Here is a 17,768-nt window from a genome sequence, read left to right as displayed (position 1 = left end):
AGGAAAAGGTATGCTCGAAAGAATAGTCAATATCAGTCCAAATACCGATTATAAAAAATCCAACGGTCACCATAAATTTAACCGTAAGAACAATCCTTATGCCTTTTCTTCCGCTGCAAATAACGATTCGGTATCGATTTCTCCTGCGACGGCTCTGTTGTCCAGCTACGGATGGAAATTGAACAGTTTCAACAGCTCCGACGAAAAAATAGAAATTTCATTCGAATACGAGGATTTTTTATTTGTCGCATCGCTCGAATTAATCGAATTATCAAAATATCAACACATCAATTATCGGGTAAGCAAAACGGTTAACAATTATTCTGCCGAAGTTACAATTACAATTGGCGTTTCCGCCCCCGTCGCAGAAGACGTCCGGATTAACGATTCTTCGCGTAAGATGGAAAAATTGAAAGCCTTTTTCGAACATATCAGGGAAGTTACCCTTTCAAAACCGAATTTGATAACGGACGCTCTTACGCTCGATACTCTTTACGCGGATTATAAAAACGAACTGAAAGAAGAATTTTATTTTTTAAACCATTGCCTTATGAAATTCCTGGAAACATATTTATCTAAAAAGATAGATATAACAAACATTGAAGGTGTCGAGCATGATTTTAAAATAAAAAGCATACAGATAAAATAATTTATGCAGAATAAATACGTCGCGGAAGATAAAAATTTTAGCCCGGCTGAAGATTGGAAAACTTACAAGGAATTGCCGGGTAGCAGAGCAATAGTTATTGTTGACTCCGCTTTGAATATATTGTATTGCAATTCGCTCTTTAGCGATATTTTTCATCTGAACGTAAACGACAGCCTTCACCGTTTGAATCCCACTTCGGAATTTCTGTTTCTTGTTAAAGGATTCCTCGGCAAAAATTTCAGAAATCTGACGTTCGACATCACAATTAATACGGACTACGACAACGGCTCCAATCCGTATAAGGTGGATATCGAAAGAATATTCTTAAAAGGCGAGCAGTTTTTTCTGATAAATATCGACACGCAAAAAAATCGAAAGGAAATCGAATGGAAAATCGATTCTCTCCATTCGGCTCTCGATCTGGGTAACGTTCCCATAATCATCGCGGGCGACAAAGGAAGCATCGTATTTGCAACTCATTCGGTGGAGGACATTTTAGACAAAAGCATCGAAGAATTATTTTATCTGAATGTAAAAGAGCTGTTCAAAGAATTTATAAGCGATGATTACGAGTCGTTCGTACGCGCGGTCGATACGAGAACGGGATGGAAAAAAATCATATGCATGAATCGAGGCGGCAAGGAAGAATATTGGGATATTCATCTTCACCCGTTTACAGCCACGGACAACAGATACAGCGGCTTTATTATAAGCGCGCACGATTTGACTGAAATTGTTTATCAGAAACAGATTATAGAACAATCCGAGAGAAAACAAAAACTTATTATCGAAAACATTTCTGATTTACTTTTAATTACTCGTAAAGAAAACGGAAAATTCATCCTGGACAACGCTAACGATAATTTTTGCAAGTTGTTCGAACTCAACAAACCCGAAATTCTGAATCAAAAACTTAGCGATATAATTCCGAAAGATTTGTACGATAAAATAAAACAGTCGATTTCCGCAATAGAAAACGGACCGCTTGAAATTTATGAATTCGGCTATAAATGCAAAAAGGAGAGACACTACAATTGCAAAGTAACTTACACCGATCTCGGCGACGGCAAAAATAAAATTTTCATAGTTACGCTTAAAGACGTTACCGAGGAGAAGAGATACAGGGAACAGCTCGAAATCAGTTACTTGAAAGAGGTTCAGCTAAATAAGATGAAGTCGAGTTTTTTGGCGAATATATCCCACGAAATCCGGACGCCTTTTAACGGAATACTCGGGTATTCGGAAATTTTGAACGACTGCCTCGAAGCTAAAGATTACGTGGCGGTAAAAGAAATTACCGAACAGATGAAAGACGTACTCGGACGAGTGCTGGAACTCTTTACGAATATAGTCGATTTATCCCAAATCGAAGCGGGCGAAGTCGAAATCGAGTATGTAATCTTAAATTGCAATCAGATTATTAAGCATGTCTACGACAAAAAATATAAAGAAGCCGAAAAGAAAGGGCTCGAATTCCGGCTGGGATTGAGCGATAACGAAGCAATGATTGAAGTCGACTGGGTAAAACTCGAAAAGATAATTGAACTGCTCGTAGACAATGCAATTAAATATACGCACAAAGGATATGTTTATCTGGGCAGCCTGATTGAAGCGGATAAAATTAAAATTATTATTGAAGACACCGGTATCGGTATGAATCCGGACGATATTGAGCGGTTATTGTCGCCTTTCAGTCAGGAAGTCGAAGGATATACGCGTCCTTACGAAGGTTTGGGTTTGGGACTAACAATTGCTCACAAATTGACTAAACTTATGAACGGAAATTTCGAAATTAATAGTGAGAAAAGTAAAGGCACAAAAATTATTTTGACATTTAATTATAAAGATTACGGTATGGAGTAAAAGTGTCCGAAGCCGTCGAAAAACATATTGTAACAACGGGCAACAAAGGCGCGAGCGTATCGGAATTTTTTAAGCTCGGCAGGGAATTGTTCGAACTCTCTTTTAAAGGAGAATTCGATTATATCAAGCATTTAAAGGACAATATTAAAATCCTTTCTTTCGACATACCAGAAGAACTTAAAGAAATATTCATACCTTTTAACAACGCCCCCATTTACTGGGTCTACGATTCCTGGCTGTTGGCTCAGATAGAAGAATATATGAAAGCGAATTTCAATCGGGCCAAATATTTCGATCTTCATAAATCGATCAAAGAAAATTATGCAAAGTGGGCTACGGCGCAGATAAGAGGCGAAAAAGAATATTACGCCAATCTTACGATGAGTTTTATTGAACGCGATATTTATAAACACAATTTCTTTAAATTCGTTATTCAGGCTATACTTCACACATATCATAATTCAATCTATAACTTCTCAAAAGCCGACGGACTTTTCAATGAAGTCAAACAGATGGTAGTTGCGCTGAAATTGCAGGAACCGGTCTTGCATGAATTGCTTTACATTGTAAATCTCTTTCACGGCTTCCTGTATCTCAAGGAAAAAAGATACGACGAAGCAAATAATCTTTTCAAAGAGGCTGTCGAAACTAAGCAAAACGGGATTACGGCCAAGATTTACAGCGCATTGTGCGAGCTTAAATTAAACAACAGAGAAATTGTTGAATACTACATTCGGGAAGTAATAACGTACGACTTCCACAGAATGATTGCGGCAATAGACGTGAATAATTTCGGTATGTTTAACTACTTCCTTATCAATGCGTTAATCTACAATGTGTTTTACGAAAAAGATTTTGCTCCGGCTCAACAATTGATTGCGGATACTTTAAGCCCCTACAGACTGACTGAAGAAAATACATTAAAGAAAATAGCCGATAAAATAATTCTCTTAAAGGAGTTAAAAGTCGACGAATACATTACGGAAGACATAAATAAACACTTTGTCTTATTGGACAAAGTAATTAAAGCTTACGCCGAATCTGCGAATACGCTTGTTATCGGTATGTATCCGGAGTTCGAACGCAAATACCAGGAAACGCTTGATTTGATAGTTGAAGAAAAGAAAAAACGTGAATATCAGGAAATCGAGCAGAGTCTTGTTAAATACGACGAAGCAATTAACGACTATTCGGAAACTATAAAACGATTGAAGAAAGAACTCGAAACTTTCCATGAAAAAGTTAAGAGTAATCTGGATGACGTAATCAAGACTATTAATTCGAATTACGAATATGAAAAGCAAATTATAGAAGATAAAATTTTACAGCTGCCTCATCTTGAGAGGTACAACCCCGCAAAATCATTTTCGGCAAATATGGTCAATAATACAATTATTGCGCTAATAGTCTTTTTAATCGGCGGATTAGCCGGTTATTCGAACGAATCGTTAGCATATACTTCCGGTTATAATTCGACAATAATGATGATTATTTTTTCCGGTTTAAGATGGGGAATCGTCAGTTTTCTGATCGGAGTTCTTATTTCGGGTGTCATAGCAGGCTTTGTATTAATCGACAGAGTTGACGAAAAACAAAAACTGGTTAAAAAACTGAATAGTCTAAAATTTCAAAAGGACCGGCTAATAAAAGAAGCCGAGGAATACTCAAAGGACAAAGAGACAGTAATGAGAAACAGCATAACTGCCAGCATCGACCACCACAAAAGGCAGATTGATGAATTGCAGGAGGAAAGAGAGAAGCATCGCAAACGCATTACAGAACAAGTTGAAGAAAAAGTAAAACAATTCACAGAAACACTCGACACCGTCCGTTAATAACCAGTCTGGCTAATATTAGCCACATCTCTATTATTAATCATAAAAACTTATCAAATTTTACAAAAAGCCGCTTTTTTATCTGGTACAGTATTTGCTTTTCATGTAAGAAACTGAAGGATTTATGGCGAAAATTGTAACCATTACAGGGATTCGTCCCGATTTTATCAGAATGAGCAAAGTTTTCGAAAAACTTGATGAAAATTTTGACCATATAATGATTCATACCGGACAGCATTACGACGATGAATTGAGCCGGATTTTTTTCCAGGAACTTAAAATTAGAAAACCCGATTTTACTCTCCAAACCGGTAAAAACAGCAGAAATCATTACGAACAATTATCCTATTTATCAAAAGAAGTAATCTATTTGCTAAAAAGGAAAAAAATCGATCCCGATTGGGTTATTTTTTTGGGCGATTCGAATTCGGCGCTCGTTAGCGCTCCGTTGTTCAAGGAAGGTTATAAAATCGCCCACATCGAAGGGGGAATGCGCTCGTACGACAGGAGAATGCCTGAAGAAGTCAACAGGGTAATTTGCGATTATGTATCCGATCTGGTATTCGTCTATACCCCTTTATATAAGGAGAGATTGATTAAAGAAAATAAAAATCCTTCGCAAATTCATGTTGTAGGCAATACTATTGTTGAAGTAGTTAAAGAATACCTTCCGACAGGACCGAGAGAACGTAATTTTATTGTAGCGGATATTCACAGAAATGAAAATTTAAGCAGCCCTTCGCAATATAATCATATCCTCGAATACCTCGATGCATTGGGGAAAAAATTGGGGATGGAAGTAAGGCTGGTAAAATTTAACAGGGCTCTGAAATTAATCAGAAAATATAAATTGCTGAACGATAAAAAATATATCAAACTCTCCGGACCTTACGGTTTTCTCGATTATTTGAGACTTCAATACAATGCTTACGGAGTTGTTTCAGATTCCGGAACCAGCCAGGAAGAGTGCCCGTTACTCGGGGTGCCGGTTGCAGTCCCAAGAAATTTTACTGAGCGTCCTGAATCTCTTGAAAACGGAAACAGTATTTTGATCGGAGAAACAAGACCTGTCGGCAGGATGGTAAAGGAGACCGTAAAGTTTTTTGACAGCTATTCCGTCTCAAAAGATAATATCAAATGGCTGGGAAACGGCAAAACATCCGATAAAATTATAAGAATAATAAAGAGGAATACAAAATGAAAAACGTATTGGTAGTGGGCGGAGCAGGATATGTGGGCGGCGCTATAACCGATTTGCTCCTCGATTCCAATTATAATGTTCGCGTTTATGACGCTCTGCTTTATGAAGATTCATTCAGGAAACCGGTCGATTTTGTCTACGGAGACGTAAGGGACGCCGATAAACTTAAACCTCAACTGGATTGGGCAGACGCTGTAGTCTGGCTTGCGGCTATCGTTGGCGACGGCGCGTGTCAGCTGAATCCTCAGTTGACCAAATCAATTAATCAGGATTCTGTTTCCTGGCTTGCCGATAATTACGACGGCAGAATAATTTTTATGTCGACTTGTTCGGTCTACGGCGCTCAGGATAAAGAACTGGATGAAAACTCGCCTACTAATCCTCTGTCGCTCTATGCCGAAACAAAGCTGAATGCCGAAAAATTTTTGAAACATAAAAATGCAATGATATTCAGACTTGGCACTCTTTTCGGCGTCGGCGATTTATATTCTAGAATAAGGCTCGATTTGGTGGTAAATATATTAACTGTAAGGGCATATGTGGAAGGACAGATTAACGTATTCGGAGGCGACCAGTTCAGACCTCTTCTGCACGTGAAAGACGTAGCCAGGGCTGTAGTCCAAAATATTGAAACGGAACACAAAGGAATATTTAATCTGGCAAGACAGAATGTAAGAATTATGGACCTGGCATATCAGGTAAGAATGCATTTCCCCGACTTGATTATTGAACATACGGACATGCCTTTCCAGGATACCCGTAATTACAGAGTCTCAGCGCAAAAAGCCAAAGATACTTTCGGATTTAAATCCGTTCATTCTATCGACGAAGGGATAGAAGAGCTTAAATATCTTGTGGAAACCAAAAGGATCAAAGATTTGAAGAGCCCGCGATATTCTAATCAGGCTTACTTGAAAGAACATTACAACGAATTGATGTCCGAAAAATTCAAAGAGGTAGAAGCGGCATGACTGAAGAATTAAAACCGGTGTTGATTAAAGGAGGCATAGCTGTCGATGACAGGGGCTCTGTGAGCTTTGTTAACGACTTTAATTTTAAGGATGTCAAAAGATTCTATATTGTGGATAATCATCGCAGGGGTTTTGTACGCGCATGGCATGCTCACAAAAAAGAAGCTAAATATGTTACGGCGGTTAAAGGCGCTGCGATAATCGGAGCGGTCAAAATCGATAACTGGGATAAACCTTCTAAGGATTTGGAAGTCCATAGATTTGTACTTTCCGAAAAAACGCCGGCGGTGCTATATATTCCGTCCGGCTATGCAAACGGTTTTATGACGTTAACCGAAGACGCCAAACTGATTTTTTATTCGACGTCGGAATTAAAAGAAAGTATCAATGACGACTATCGTTACGAAGCTCGTTATTGGAATCCATGGGAAATAGAGGAGAGATAAAATGAAAAAAATATCCGTTATAGGCGCAAACGGTATGCTGGGCTATGCAGTAAGTTCGTATTTTCTGAAAAAAGGATACGATGTTACGGAAATTACCAGAAGGGAATTCGATATAGCCAACGATTCGATCGATAAACTCGAAAGTTTAATCGAGAATTCGGAAGCAGTAATTAATTGTGCGGGAGTGATAAAACCCACAATAGCCAAAAACAGCGTTGAGTCGGTTTTGAGAATCAATTCCATGTTCCCTCGTAATCTTGCAAAACTTTGCAATAAGAAAAATATAAAATGCATTCATATTACAACGGATTGCGTTTACACCGGAAAAAAAGGGAAATATACGGAAACGGATTATTTCGACGCGGATGATTTGTACGGTTTAAGTAAAAACGCGGGAGAAACAAATGATTGCATGGTATTGAGAACATCAATCATAGGAGAAGAAAAAGACAACAGTCGTTCGCTGCTCGAGTGGGCAAAAAGCCAGGCGGGCAAAGAAGTAAACGGTTTTACAAATCATCGATGGAACGGCGTCACTACTCTCTACTTAGCCGAGGTTATTGAAAAAATTCTTATCGACGGGCACTACAAAAAAGGCATTTATCACATCTTTTCTCCGGATACGGTAAATAAATACGAACTGCTTAAAATATTTAACGAAGTCTATAATCTGAATCTGAAGATAAATCCCGTTAATGCGGAAAGCGCCGTCGACAGAAGCTTGGACTCGGTATACGGTTTATCCGGTATTGTTGCCGTCAAGCCGTTACGGCGGCAAATTGAAGAAATGAAAGAGTTTTTTCAGGGTATTGAGGTGTAATAAAATATTATAATAAACTTAAAAAATGGGTGATTATTACAATTAACGCAAATAAATAAAGCTAATAGATTGCAAATTTTTCATGGGATAAGAAAATGGAGATAGTTAAATTAAATCTTGGTTGCGGTATATATCCTGAAAAAGGTTATATAAATATTGATAAAGATGTATCCGTAAAACCCGATATTGTAAGAGATGTTACAAGAGGACTACCATATTCTTCTAATATTGTCGAGGAAGTAAGAGCTTATCATTTTTTAGAGCATTTAGATCCCTATGATTTTTTATTCATAATAGAAGAGGTATGGAGAGTTTTAAAGCCTAAGGGGATTTTTGATATAATTGTACCTATGGGTATTACAGATGATCCAACTCATAGGATATTTTTTAATGATAATAGTTTTAATGTATTTCTCGATAGGGATTCTCAATATTACTATAGGCGTGGAAGTTTTTGGAATCTAATTAAAAAAGAAGTAGTACCACAAAAATATCCTTCGTTGCATATTATCTTGCAAAAAGATGAGATACTAAAATGATATTCTTAAATGCAGAAGTTATAAGTGGTTTGGGAGAAGATACCTTTTGGACATGGTTCAAGAGAGAATTTCCAAATAGTGCATTCGCAATTCCTCAAGTAATGTATCCAAACGATGTTGTACTAAGATATTCAACTTTAGGCCCATTAAATGTTTTCCCATCTAAAAGTATAGCTTTACTATGGGAACTAATTCCTGAAATGAAAGTGGTATTCAGTTCTAATGAATGGGATGAAAAGATTAAAAAAATTAATAGTACGGCAAAATATTCTACTTATAGAGTAGTCGCTACACCGCTTGCTAAAAAGTACTATGAACAATTTGGTTCTGTTGATGTAATACCAATCGGAGTTGATACTGACTTATTTAGCCCGTCAGGAGAAAAAAAATCATTACGTAATAAATACAATCTTCCACTCGATAAAAAAATCGGTATTTGGGGAGGAACTACGCATCCAATGAAAGGATTTGAAAGACTAAAGAAATATGCTCAAGAAAATAGTGATATTTATTGGATAATTGTATGGAAACAAGATTCTGAAGCATCTTTCTTAAATGGGGCAAGTAATTTTGTGAAAGTTTCTCAACAACAATTAGCAGAGCTGATGAATGCAGCAGATTTTTATTTAAGTTGCGGTATGCTTCAACCTTTTTATATGATAGAATGGGAAGCAATGGCATGAAATCTTCCGATAGTTATTTTGGATAATATGGAGAAAGATTTTGTTCCATCTCAAAATACAAGAGAAGATATTTTTAGGTTGGGATGGGATAGAAAAACTGTAAAAATAACATGGCAAAAATATTTTAATGAGAGGGGTATTCAATGGTAAAAATATCAATTGCTTCTTTAATATATAAATCAAAGAAATTTGCTGATTGGGTTTATGAATCTGTCAATGAATTTACTCCGATGATTAAGAGAGGTGAAGCAGAATTCTTTTTTATAGCAAATGATCCTGAGGGAGATCTTGTTGATTATTTAACAGCTAAAGGATATAAATTCTATATTAATATTAACCCCAGGAGAACAGAAGAAGAATTGTTTAAGATGGGATATGCAAAACCAGAGTATATTCATAGGGTTTATCGTGGTTGGAACGAAGCTATAAGAAAAGCGCAAGGAGATTTAGTAGTATTAGTAAATAGTGATAATTATTTTTCTCCGGATTGGTTAGAAAATCTTATAAAATATAGTTCTCCAAATTCAGTAGTATGCTCTCAACTAGTGGAAAGAAAGCATCCTAAACATGGAATTTTCCCCGGAGCATATCATGGTGAATTTGGTGACCATCCAACCAACTTTAAAAAAGATGAATTCCTTTCTTACGCTAATAAAGTTAGAAGTACTGGAATTAAGGAAGGTGGGGCTTATATGCCCTGTATGCTTTTTAAAGATGTTGCAATGAAAGCAGGTTTATATCCGGAGGGTAACATTGCTGGAAAAAGTTTTGATGATGTTGCTTTTTATGGAGATGAATATTTCTTCGATAAATTAGCTAAACTTGGCGTAAAGCATATTACATCTTTTGACTCGATTGTCTATCACATGAAAGAAGGAGAAATGGATGAAGCGTCTACATCTTATGCTATGAAAAATATTTCTGAGAATATTTCAGGGATAAAGGGAGATAGTATTATCTCTACAAGGGAACTGGAAGAATCATTGGTGAAATTAGGTGAGATGGTAATGTCATATGAAGATAATGTTGAAGAAGCTGAAAGATATTTTAAAAGAGTACTGGAAATTAATGCTAATAATACAGAAGCTCTTAACAATCTGGGCGTTATAGAATGGAACAGGGGGAACAGAAAAAATGCTCGTGAATTTCTTCAAAAGTCGTATGAATTGGATAGACATAATCGCGTTTATGTTCTAAATTATTTAGAAATACTAAAAGCAGAGAATAATATAGAATTAGCTGTAAATATTATTGACCGTTATTTGGAATCCCATCCTGATGACTCGGAATTGAAAGCTGAATATTTTTTATTAACACAAAAAGAATGAACCGCAAAAGGGATGAGTTCATCTAGTAATCTATAAAATTAGAGACAATTGCAAAACGATAATTATTTTGAAAACCCTAAAACAGTTCGGATAACTTACTTTATTATGAAGATGATCTGGAGCTTATCAATAGTTTTGTAGAATTAATAAATATATGAATGTGGCTGTCATAGGATGCGGATACGGAAGAGAGTCCGCTCTAATGGCGCCATATGTTAAACATATATATGGCATTGACGTGAGCAGGAAAATATTAAATAAAGCCGTTAATTTTTTAAAGAATAAGGGATTCGATAATTTTACTCCGGTATTAGCAGATTCCTGGAGGTATGATATAAATGTAGAGCTCGATTTTGTGTATGAAATTACGGTTTTTCAGCATTTGACTCGAGATATGACCAAAGACTATATATCAGGCATGGCAGAGAAGTTGTCAAATAGAGGCAAAATGCTTCTGCAGTTTATGGAACCTGAATTCGGAACAAGAGATGCAGAATTAAAAAAATACGAACCATGTGTTAATTGGACTAAAGAGGATATACAGGCGCTTGCAAAAGAGCTTGATTTGAAAATTCTAAAAACAGAAGATAAATATTGGCCGTTGGATAAGGCATCATGGCATTGGGTCTTATTCGAGAAAAATAAATAATCGGATTCGATAATGAAGAGTAATATTAAATTTTCGGTAATTATACCCGCTTACAATCAGGCTCACCTACTAAGTGAAGCAATAGATAGTCTGCTTAGTCAAACTTACTTTAATTGGGAAGCTGTAATAGTTAACGATGGTAGTACGGATAATACCGCAGATGTAATGAGTAAATATGAGAAGAAGGATTCTAGAATTAAGTGTTATCATAAAGTTAATGGCGGCACTTCATCAGCGCTTAATTATGGTATTGAAAGAGCGAACGGTCAATGGATTTGTTGGCTTTCCTCTGACGATCTATACGAGCCAGATAAATTCGAAATTATGTATAATGACATAAAATCATTTCCAAATATAAAATTCTTTTATACGCATTTTTACTATCTCAATGATCAAACAAAAGAAAAAACGTTGCCAGACCTGTGGCAGTCAATTCCACCTGATGAATTTCAAGTTACAAAATTTTTTGCAGGTAATTATATTCATGGCAATTCTTTTGCAGCTCACTCGTCAGTTTTTGAAAAAGTCGGAATGTTTGACGAAACTTTGCGTCAGGCGCAGGATTTTGATATGTGGCTGCGAATTACTGCCAAATTCGTATCAAAATATATTAACGAACGAACTTGTGTTACACGGTTTCATCCGGGACAGGACACAAACGCCTTCCCTGACGGCATGTACCTCGATTCAGCTCGCTCGTGTCTGAATTTTATTAATTCATATACATATGAAGAATTTTATCCGTTACTGAATTTGACTAATCCTGAAGATATTAAAAAAGCGCTTCGAGACAGTTTGAATATTGCAATAAATACAAATGCGTTTATGTACAGAAGCGGCTATATCCCGGCATTTATAGACAGGATGAATGAATGGATTAATAATCGTTCGCCAATTTCGTACAGGAAAGAAATTAAAAAGAGTATAGAAAAATACGTTTCGGAACTTGATAAAGACAAAATTCCTTCGAGAATATTAAACGCATTGGAAAATATTTATACCAGGGATACTTTCAAATACAAACCGTATGATTATTATAACGAAACAATACAATATATAAACGAGTTGATATCAATAGGAGAGAGAAAAAAAGCGGAAATATTAGACAGGTATTTATATATATTATTTAATAAACGAGAAACAAAGTCATTGCCCTTCGTAGAAAAATATAAAACTTATAATCCGAAACTCTACCTTGAAGAAAATGAGAATAACTTTTCAAAACTCCCGAAGGTATCCTTCTATAAGTGGGAACTCGAACCGATAACATATGAAGGTAAATTTCAATATACTCTTGGAATTAAATGCCCGGCTTGCAATAAACGAATTCTCCAAAAAGATTATATTACTGTCAAAGAAGAATCTCAAAAAATTACAATAGTTTGTGATACTTGTAAAAAAGGCTATTATTTCCGGGATGATGAAATACATGAATATCTTATTAATATGCCCCGTCCCGATATAGATGAGACGGAAGGGCACGAAATTGCATTTATTGCCAGAGGCTTGAAGGGGAAAAGCGGGGGTACAATAATTTACACAAAATACATGCAATGGCTTGCAGAAGCGGGATGTAAAATTACTGTATTTTGCGATACTCCGAAAGGCAATTGGACGGATATCCCTGGCAAATACGTACAGGTTGAAAATTATGATGAAATTGATTTGACTTCTTTTAAGTATGTGTTTTTATATACAATTTTGGATATTGGAAAAATTCTAAACAAAATACCTCCTGAAAAAATAATTTATGTTTGCCAGGCATACGAGGGGTATTTATACGGCGATAATTTTACTACCACTAGAACCGATAAAGCGCTATTTTCCTCATTGCACAAAATTCCTTTTTATACGATAGTTGTTTCAGAGCATTTGAAAAAATTAATTAAAGATAAATTCAATAAGGATTCCTACTTAATTAATAATTTTGTAGACCATAAAATATTTTCCCCCAACAATGATATTATAAAAACCGGAAAAAACATATTGTTTGTAGGCAATCCTTTACAGCCCTTGAAAGGACTTAGATATGTCCTTACGGCATTGCAAGTATTCCAAAAAACACAGTATCGATTACATAATCTGACACTTAATATTGCCGCGGGCATTCTTACTGACGAGATGAAAAAAATGTTGGATAATATTAAGAATAGTTTTGAATTCCAAGTAAATGTGTTTTCTGAACTTGATTCAAAACAAATGGCAGATTTATACAATTACTGTGACTTATATATATGCGCATCTTGGTACGAAGGATTTTCATTGTCGGTTCTCGAATCAATGGCAAGCGGTACGCTGGTTGTCGCTACAAAGAATATGGGCGCAGAAAGTTTTTTGGAAGATAATTACAACGGATATTTGGTTGATTATGATGATGTGCAAGCATTAATAAATATATTAATCAAGGCATTAATTGGAAAACAAATCAATAAGAATATTATCTATAACGGTCTGAACACGGCGGCAAAATATTCGGAAGCTAATTCGAAAAAAAGTTTTATTGAATTTGCAAATAAATATGGGATACTAGAGAAATTTAAATACTCGGCTGATAAAACTGAAATAAACGTTGTAAAGGGAAATACGGTCGACGACAAGTTTGAGATTATTAAAAAACGTAAAAAATTTACTATTACTTATTTGGTGAATAATCTTTCTTCAATTTCGGGAGGGAATCTCACGATTATTAGTCAGGCAAACATGCTGGCTGCACAAGGGCACGAAGTAAAAATAATAAGTTTTACGGATAAACCCCGCGGTATATACTTAAATGCGGAAGTAATTAAAATCCCAGATACTGAGAGCATGTCAAAATATGTCAATAAAAGCGATATAGTGATCGCTACGTTTTATCTAAATGCACATGAATTATTGAAGATAAAATCGGATATTAAAATATACTTTGCTCAGGGTGATCAGTTTATTTTTGACGACGTAGATATAAAGAAGAATCTTAAAAATAACAGAGCTCTTAAGACTTATAAGTTAATGTCTGACAACTCTTATAAACTTAACGGAGTTAAGCTTATAGCTAATTCGGAATACTTTGCCCGAATAATTCAAAAAAGAACGGGTAGAATACCGGATGCAATAATTAACGTTGGCGTTGACATGGATCTCTTTTGTCCGCGTCCAAAGCAATTGGAAGGATTTACGGCACGTGTGCTGGTTGTCGGCCCTGATAGTATGGGTACTGATCTCGAGCCTTTAAGATTCAAAGGTATAACTGAAGTAAAAGAAGCAATTGATAGAATTAAAAAAGAAAATTATAAGATAACGCTTGTGCGCATTTCTAATACCCAACCGGATATATTTAAGGACTACGATTGCGAGTTCTATTATAATCCTGCTCCAGAAGTGAAGTCTTTTCTATACGCTACGGCAGATATTCTTATCTATCCGTCATATTACGAATCTTGGGGATTGCCGCCATTGGAAGCCATGGCTTCTAAGACGGCAGTAATATGTACGAAAACAATCGGGATTAGCGAATATTGCGAAGACAAGAAAAACTGTTTGTTGATAAATCCGGGATCTGCTGATGAAATTTATAGAGCCACTAAAGAATTGTTAGATGACGTTAAATTAAGAAATAAAATAGCAGAAAATGGATACTTGACCGCTCTTATTAATTCTAAGGATAGAGAGTTTAAAAATCTTGAAAATATTCTTTATAAGTTCTATCTGGATAACCATCCGGAATTACTGAATGAATACAGCGATGATGAAAAGAATGTTTTCAATTCTGAATATGTTGCGTCATTATTAAACGAGAAAAAGTATGATGAAGCCATAAGATATACAGAAGAATACTTAAAAACTGTGTCAAGTGATTCGAAATCGAGCGGTATAGAAGATGTTTATGATCTTGCAGGAAATATATCCTTAATTGCCGGTAATACACTTGAAGCACAGCAGTACTTCGAAAAAGAACTCAATTTGAATCCCCAATCTTCTTCGGCTTGTTTTGGACTGGGGCAGGTATTCTTAGCGCAGGATAATCCGGAAGCGGCAAAAGTAATGCTCGAATGGGCGGTTAAAAACGACCCGAATAACGGCGCCGCCGCCGACGCTTTGGCGGATGTAAATAAATTGCTCGGTTACGAGCTGAATCATTCATCATTAGAAGCGAGTTAGCTATGGGCGTTTTAACACTTTCAATGATCGTCAAAAACGAAGAAAAATATCTGAAAGATTGTCTCGAATCCGTAAAAAATATTGCCGGTGAAATTGTCATTGTCGATACCGGTTCTACCGATAATACCGTTTCTATTGCTAAGGAATACAATGCCAAAGTCTATAACTTTGAATGGCGCGACGACTTCTCGGCTGCGCGAAATTATGCGCTTTCAAAATCGACGGGCGACTGGATATTGTATCTCGACGCGGACGAACGGCTGGACGCCAATTCAATCCATGAATTGAAAAAGATTCTTAATACGGTTACGAAAGCAGGCTACTTTTGCACTGTAAAGAGTATCGACAGCGAAAACGAAAGAGACCATTCCATTCGTTACGTAAGACTTTTTAAGAACTCGCCGGATATAAAGTTTAGCGGTAAGGTGCACGAACAGATAACCGATTCGCTCTTAGAAAACGGTTATCAAATTCAGCATTCGAAAATAGTAATTAACCATATCGGTTACGACGTTTCGAAAGAGGAAAAGGAAAAGAAGGCAAAAAGAAATCTTGAACTGCTGCTGGAAGATTATAACCAAAACAAGTCTTCTTACAGCTTGTTCCAGCTTGGGCAAACGTATTATATCCTGGGAAATTTTGAAAAAGCTGAAGAAATATTCTCGGAATTAATAGATAATAACGAGCTGGACAATACGTTGAAAGCCGAGGCGTACGCGTATCTGGCGCAAATTGAACATTCGAAATTTAATTCGACCGGAGCCGAAAAACTGATTGACAAAGCGATCGAACTAAATCCGAGACAAACATATTATTATCTTTTTATGTCGAAAGTCTATTTGCGTCAGCAAAATCTGTACAAGGCAAAGATTTATGCTAAAAAAGCGATGGAGGCAAATAAAAGTATTAACAATAACGAATTGCTGAACAAACAAACTATTTATGTCGACAACAGGGAAATTATTTATTTCGGCTTGTTCCTTTCGTTCAGAACTCAGGATTCCGATTATACGGAGTATTTTATTAAGGAATTGTACAGAATAATTAAAGACGAAGAAGCCAATCATAAACTTCAGCTGATTAAATTGATGGAATGCGTATTAAACGGAAGGGAAATAAATGAAGAAATGGCCGAAGTAGTCGAAAAGCATATTAACAAATATAATCTCGATTTATTGATTACTGTGCTCGAAGGTCAAAAAAATCAGGACATTAAACTTAGGCTTTTTAATTACTTTCATTCGCTCTATCCGAAGAATGCCGACGCAATAAAAAATATAGCGCAGCTGTACGATCAGAGAGGCGCGACTGCCGAAGCCATCCAATTAATGGAAAACAACAAAGAGATACTTTCCAACGATCCGGCGGCGCTTTTTTATTTGGCATCGTTTTATATTAAAGCAGGAAAGTTCGGCGAGGCAATAGAGATATTCGATTACATGGAAAAAACATTCGCCCGGATGGTAGAAATAATTCAGAAAGTGAAGTTGGTAAAAGAAAAATTGAAAGGATTATCCGTAGTTAACTAATCCGATTTTGTCAAACGTTCCTTCCGCTCCGTTTTGGAAAACCGCATTCCCAACGTATCAACTCCCGTTTCAGGAAAGCATTGATATCATTGTATAAAATCTTGACATTGAATTAAAATTTATATAAGGGAATCGCTAAACTTTTATAAACGACGTGCGATAATATTAGTGAGAAATAAATCTCATTAATCAACAAGCTCAAGCAGGGAAGCTTGAGCGGATTTAACAAACATACAAGGAGGTAAATTATGGGATTCTCAATTAACACAAACGTTGGCGCTCTTAACGCTTACAATGCATTGGCAAGAATCAATGCGCAGACAGAAAAGGCACAACTTCGTCTTGCAACAATGAAAAAGATCAACAGCGTTGCAGACGACACGTCCGGCTACAACGTCGGTAAACAGCTCGAAGCTCAAACTCTTACACAGAAAGCTCAGCTCAACAACATCGCTTCGGCTAAAAACTATCTGGCTACCGCCGAATCCGCATTACAGCAGATTGCAGACAAATTAAACCAGATAAAAGCAAAACAAACCGACGCAAGCGATCCTTTGAAAGACTCTAGCGCAATTGCCGATGACATCAGAACTCTCGCTAAAGAAATTGATTCCATACTTAAGAACACCAACATTAACGGCACACAGTTGCTCGCCAGCACCGACGGCTCCACCGCTTTAACAAGCGCTTCGTTCGACGTCGGCGGTTCCTCGTTCTCGGTCGACTTTGCAAGCGATACATACTTGAAAGTCGGCGACCTTGCAACAGCTATCGGAGCTACAAATCTCCAAAACGCCACGGATAGTACCGTATTGAGCTATGATACTACCACTGTAGCCGATAATGTTCGTAATGCGCTGTTGCGTCTCGGTAACTTGAGCCAGACTCTCGACTCTCGAGAAGAATATCTCACGGCTGCAATTGCCAACAACACGGCTACTATCAGTAACATCTTCGACGCCGATGTCGCAATGGAACAGTTGAACGCTACCAAGGGTCAAATCGGAGCTCAGGTGGCAACTGCAATGGTGGCTCAAATGAACACCGCTCCTCAACAGATATTGAGCCTCTTCCGTTAATTGGGAATTTATCCTGATTAATCCCTCTCCCTACGGGGA

14 protein-coding genes are annotated in these 17,768 nt (G+C 36.7%); all 14 read left to right on the top strand.

Annotated elements, in window-relative coordinates:
- Nucleotides 1–10 precede the first annotated feature (10 nt).
- The 14 genes from ACSSWA_RS00475 to ACSSWA_RS00410 all read left to right on the top strand — a co-directional run bounded on the left by ACSSWA_RS00475 (nt 11) and on the right by ACSSWA_RS00410 (nt 17,729).
- Nucleotides 11–649: a hypothetical protein gene (locus tag ACSSWA_RS00475; RefSeq protein WP_437354642.1), complete on the top strand. Its 639-nt coding sequence runs from the start codon at nt 11–13 to the stop codon at nt 647–649.
- A 3-nt stretch (nt 650–652) separates the two neighbouring features.
- A complete protein-coding gene (locus ACSSWA_RS00470; protein WP_437354641.1) occupies nt 653–2,512 on the top strand; it encodes a PAS domain-containing sensor histidine kinase in 1,860 nt (619 codons plus the stop codon).
- Between the two features lie 2 nt (nt 2,513–2,514).
- On the top strand, nt 2,515–4,347 hold the full coding sequence (locus tag ACSSWA_RS00465) for a hypothetical protein (protein ID WP_437354640.1): 1,833 nt from the start codon (nt 2,515–2,517) through the stop codon (nt 4,345–4,347).
- 124 nt (nt 4,348–4,471) lie between these two features.
- A complete protein-coding gene (locus tag ACSSWA_RS00460; RefSeq protein WP_437354639.1) occupies nt 4,472–5,548 on the top strand; it encodes a UDP-N-acetyl glucosamine 2-epimerase in 1,077 nt (358 codons plus the stop codon).
- Nucleotides 5,545–6,519 (top strand): NAD-dependent epimerase/dehydratase family protein, encoded by a 975-nt coding sequence (locus ACSSWA_RS00455; protein ID WP_437354638.1) that lies wholly within the window; start codon nt 5,545–5,547, stop codon nt 6,517–6,519. Before ACSSWA_RS00460 ends, ACSSWA_RS00455 begins: the two co-directional genes overlap by 4 nt.
- Nucleotides 6,516–6,965 carry a dTDP-4-dehydrorhamnose 3,5-epimerase family protein gene (locus tag ACSSWA_RS00450; RefSeq protein ID WP_437354637.1) on the top strand — a complete coding sequence of 150 codons (450 nt, stop codon included), beginning with the start codon at nt 6,516–6,518 and terminating at the stop codon, nt 6,963–6,965. The genes ACSSWA_RS00455 and ACSSWA_RS00450 overlap by 4 nt, the downstream gene beginning before the upstream one ends.
- Nucleotide 6,966: 1 nt before the next feature.
- Nucleotides 6,967–7,785, top strand: a complete 819-nt coding sequence (locus tag ACSSWA_RS00445; RefSeq protein WP_437354636.1) for a dTDP-4-dehydrorhamnose reductase family protein — start codon at nt 6,967–6,969, stop codon at nt 7,783–7,785.
- A gap of 95 nt (nt 7,786–7,880) precedes the next feature.
- Nucleotides 7,881–8,324, top strand: a complete 444-nt coding sequence (locus tag ACSSWA_RS00440; RefSeq protein ID WP_437354635.1) for a class I SAM-dependent methyltransferase — start codon at nt 7,881–7,883, stop codon at nt 8,322–8,324.
- Nucleotides 8,321–9,007, top strand: a complete 687-nt coding sequence (locus ACSSWA_RS00435; RefSeq protein WP_437354634.1) for a hypothetical protein — start codon at nt 8,321–8,323, stop codon at nt 9,005–9,007. Before ACSSWA_RS00440 ends, ACSSWA_RS00435 begins: the two co-directional genes overlap by 4 nt.
- 143 nt (nt 9,008–9,150) lie before the next feature.
- On the top strand, nt 9,151–10,335 hold the full coding sequence (locus tag ACSSWA_RS00430; RefSeq protein WP_437354633.1) for a glycosyltransferase: 1,185 nt from the start codon (nt 9,151–9,153) through the stop codon (nt 10,333–10,335).
- A 154-nt stretch (nt 10,336–10,489) separates the two neighbouring features.
- Nucleotides 10,490–10,984, top strand: coding sequence for a class I SAM-dependent methyltransferase (locus ACSSWA_RS00425; protein WP_437354632.1), 495 nt, complete (start codon nt 10,490–10,492; stop codon nt 10,982–10,984).
- A gap of 12 nt (nt 10,985–10,996) precedes the next feature.
- Nucleotides 10,997–15,121 carry a glycosyltransferase gene (locus tag ACSSWA_RS00420; protein WP_437354631.1) on the top strand — a complete coding sequence of 1,375 codons (4,125 nt, stop codon included), beginning with the start codon at nt 10,997–10,999 and terminating at the stop codon, nt 15,119–15,121.
- A 2-nt stretch (nt 15,122–15,123) separates the two neighbouring features.
- Nucleotides 15,124–16,650, top strand: coding sequence for a tetratricopeptide repeat-containing glycosyltransferase family 2 protein (locus ACSSWA_RS00415; RefSeq protein WP_437354630.1), 1,527 nt, complete (start codon nt 15,124–15,126; stop codon nt 16,648–16,650).
- Between the two features lie 248 nt (nt 16,651–16,898).
- Nucleotides 16,899–17,729 carry a flagellin gene (locus ACSSWA_RS00410; protein WP_437354629.1) on the top strand — a complete coding sequence of 277 codons (831 nt, stop codon included), beginning with the start codon at nt 16,899–16,901 and terminating at the stop codon, nt 17,727–17,729.
- The last annotated feature ends 39 nt before the right edge of the window (nt 17,730–17,768 follow it).

The organism is Melioribacter sp. Ez-97 (assembly GCF_051488665.1).
Taxonomy (GTDB): Bacteria; Bacteroidota; Ignavibacteria; order Ignavibacteriales; family Melioribacteraceae; genus Melioribacter.
This window is presented reverse-complemented; position numbering and strand designations above follow the sequence as displayed.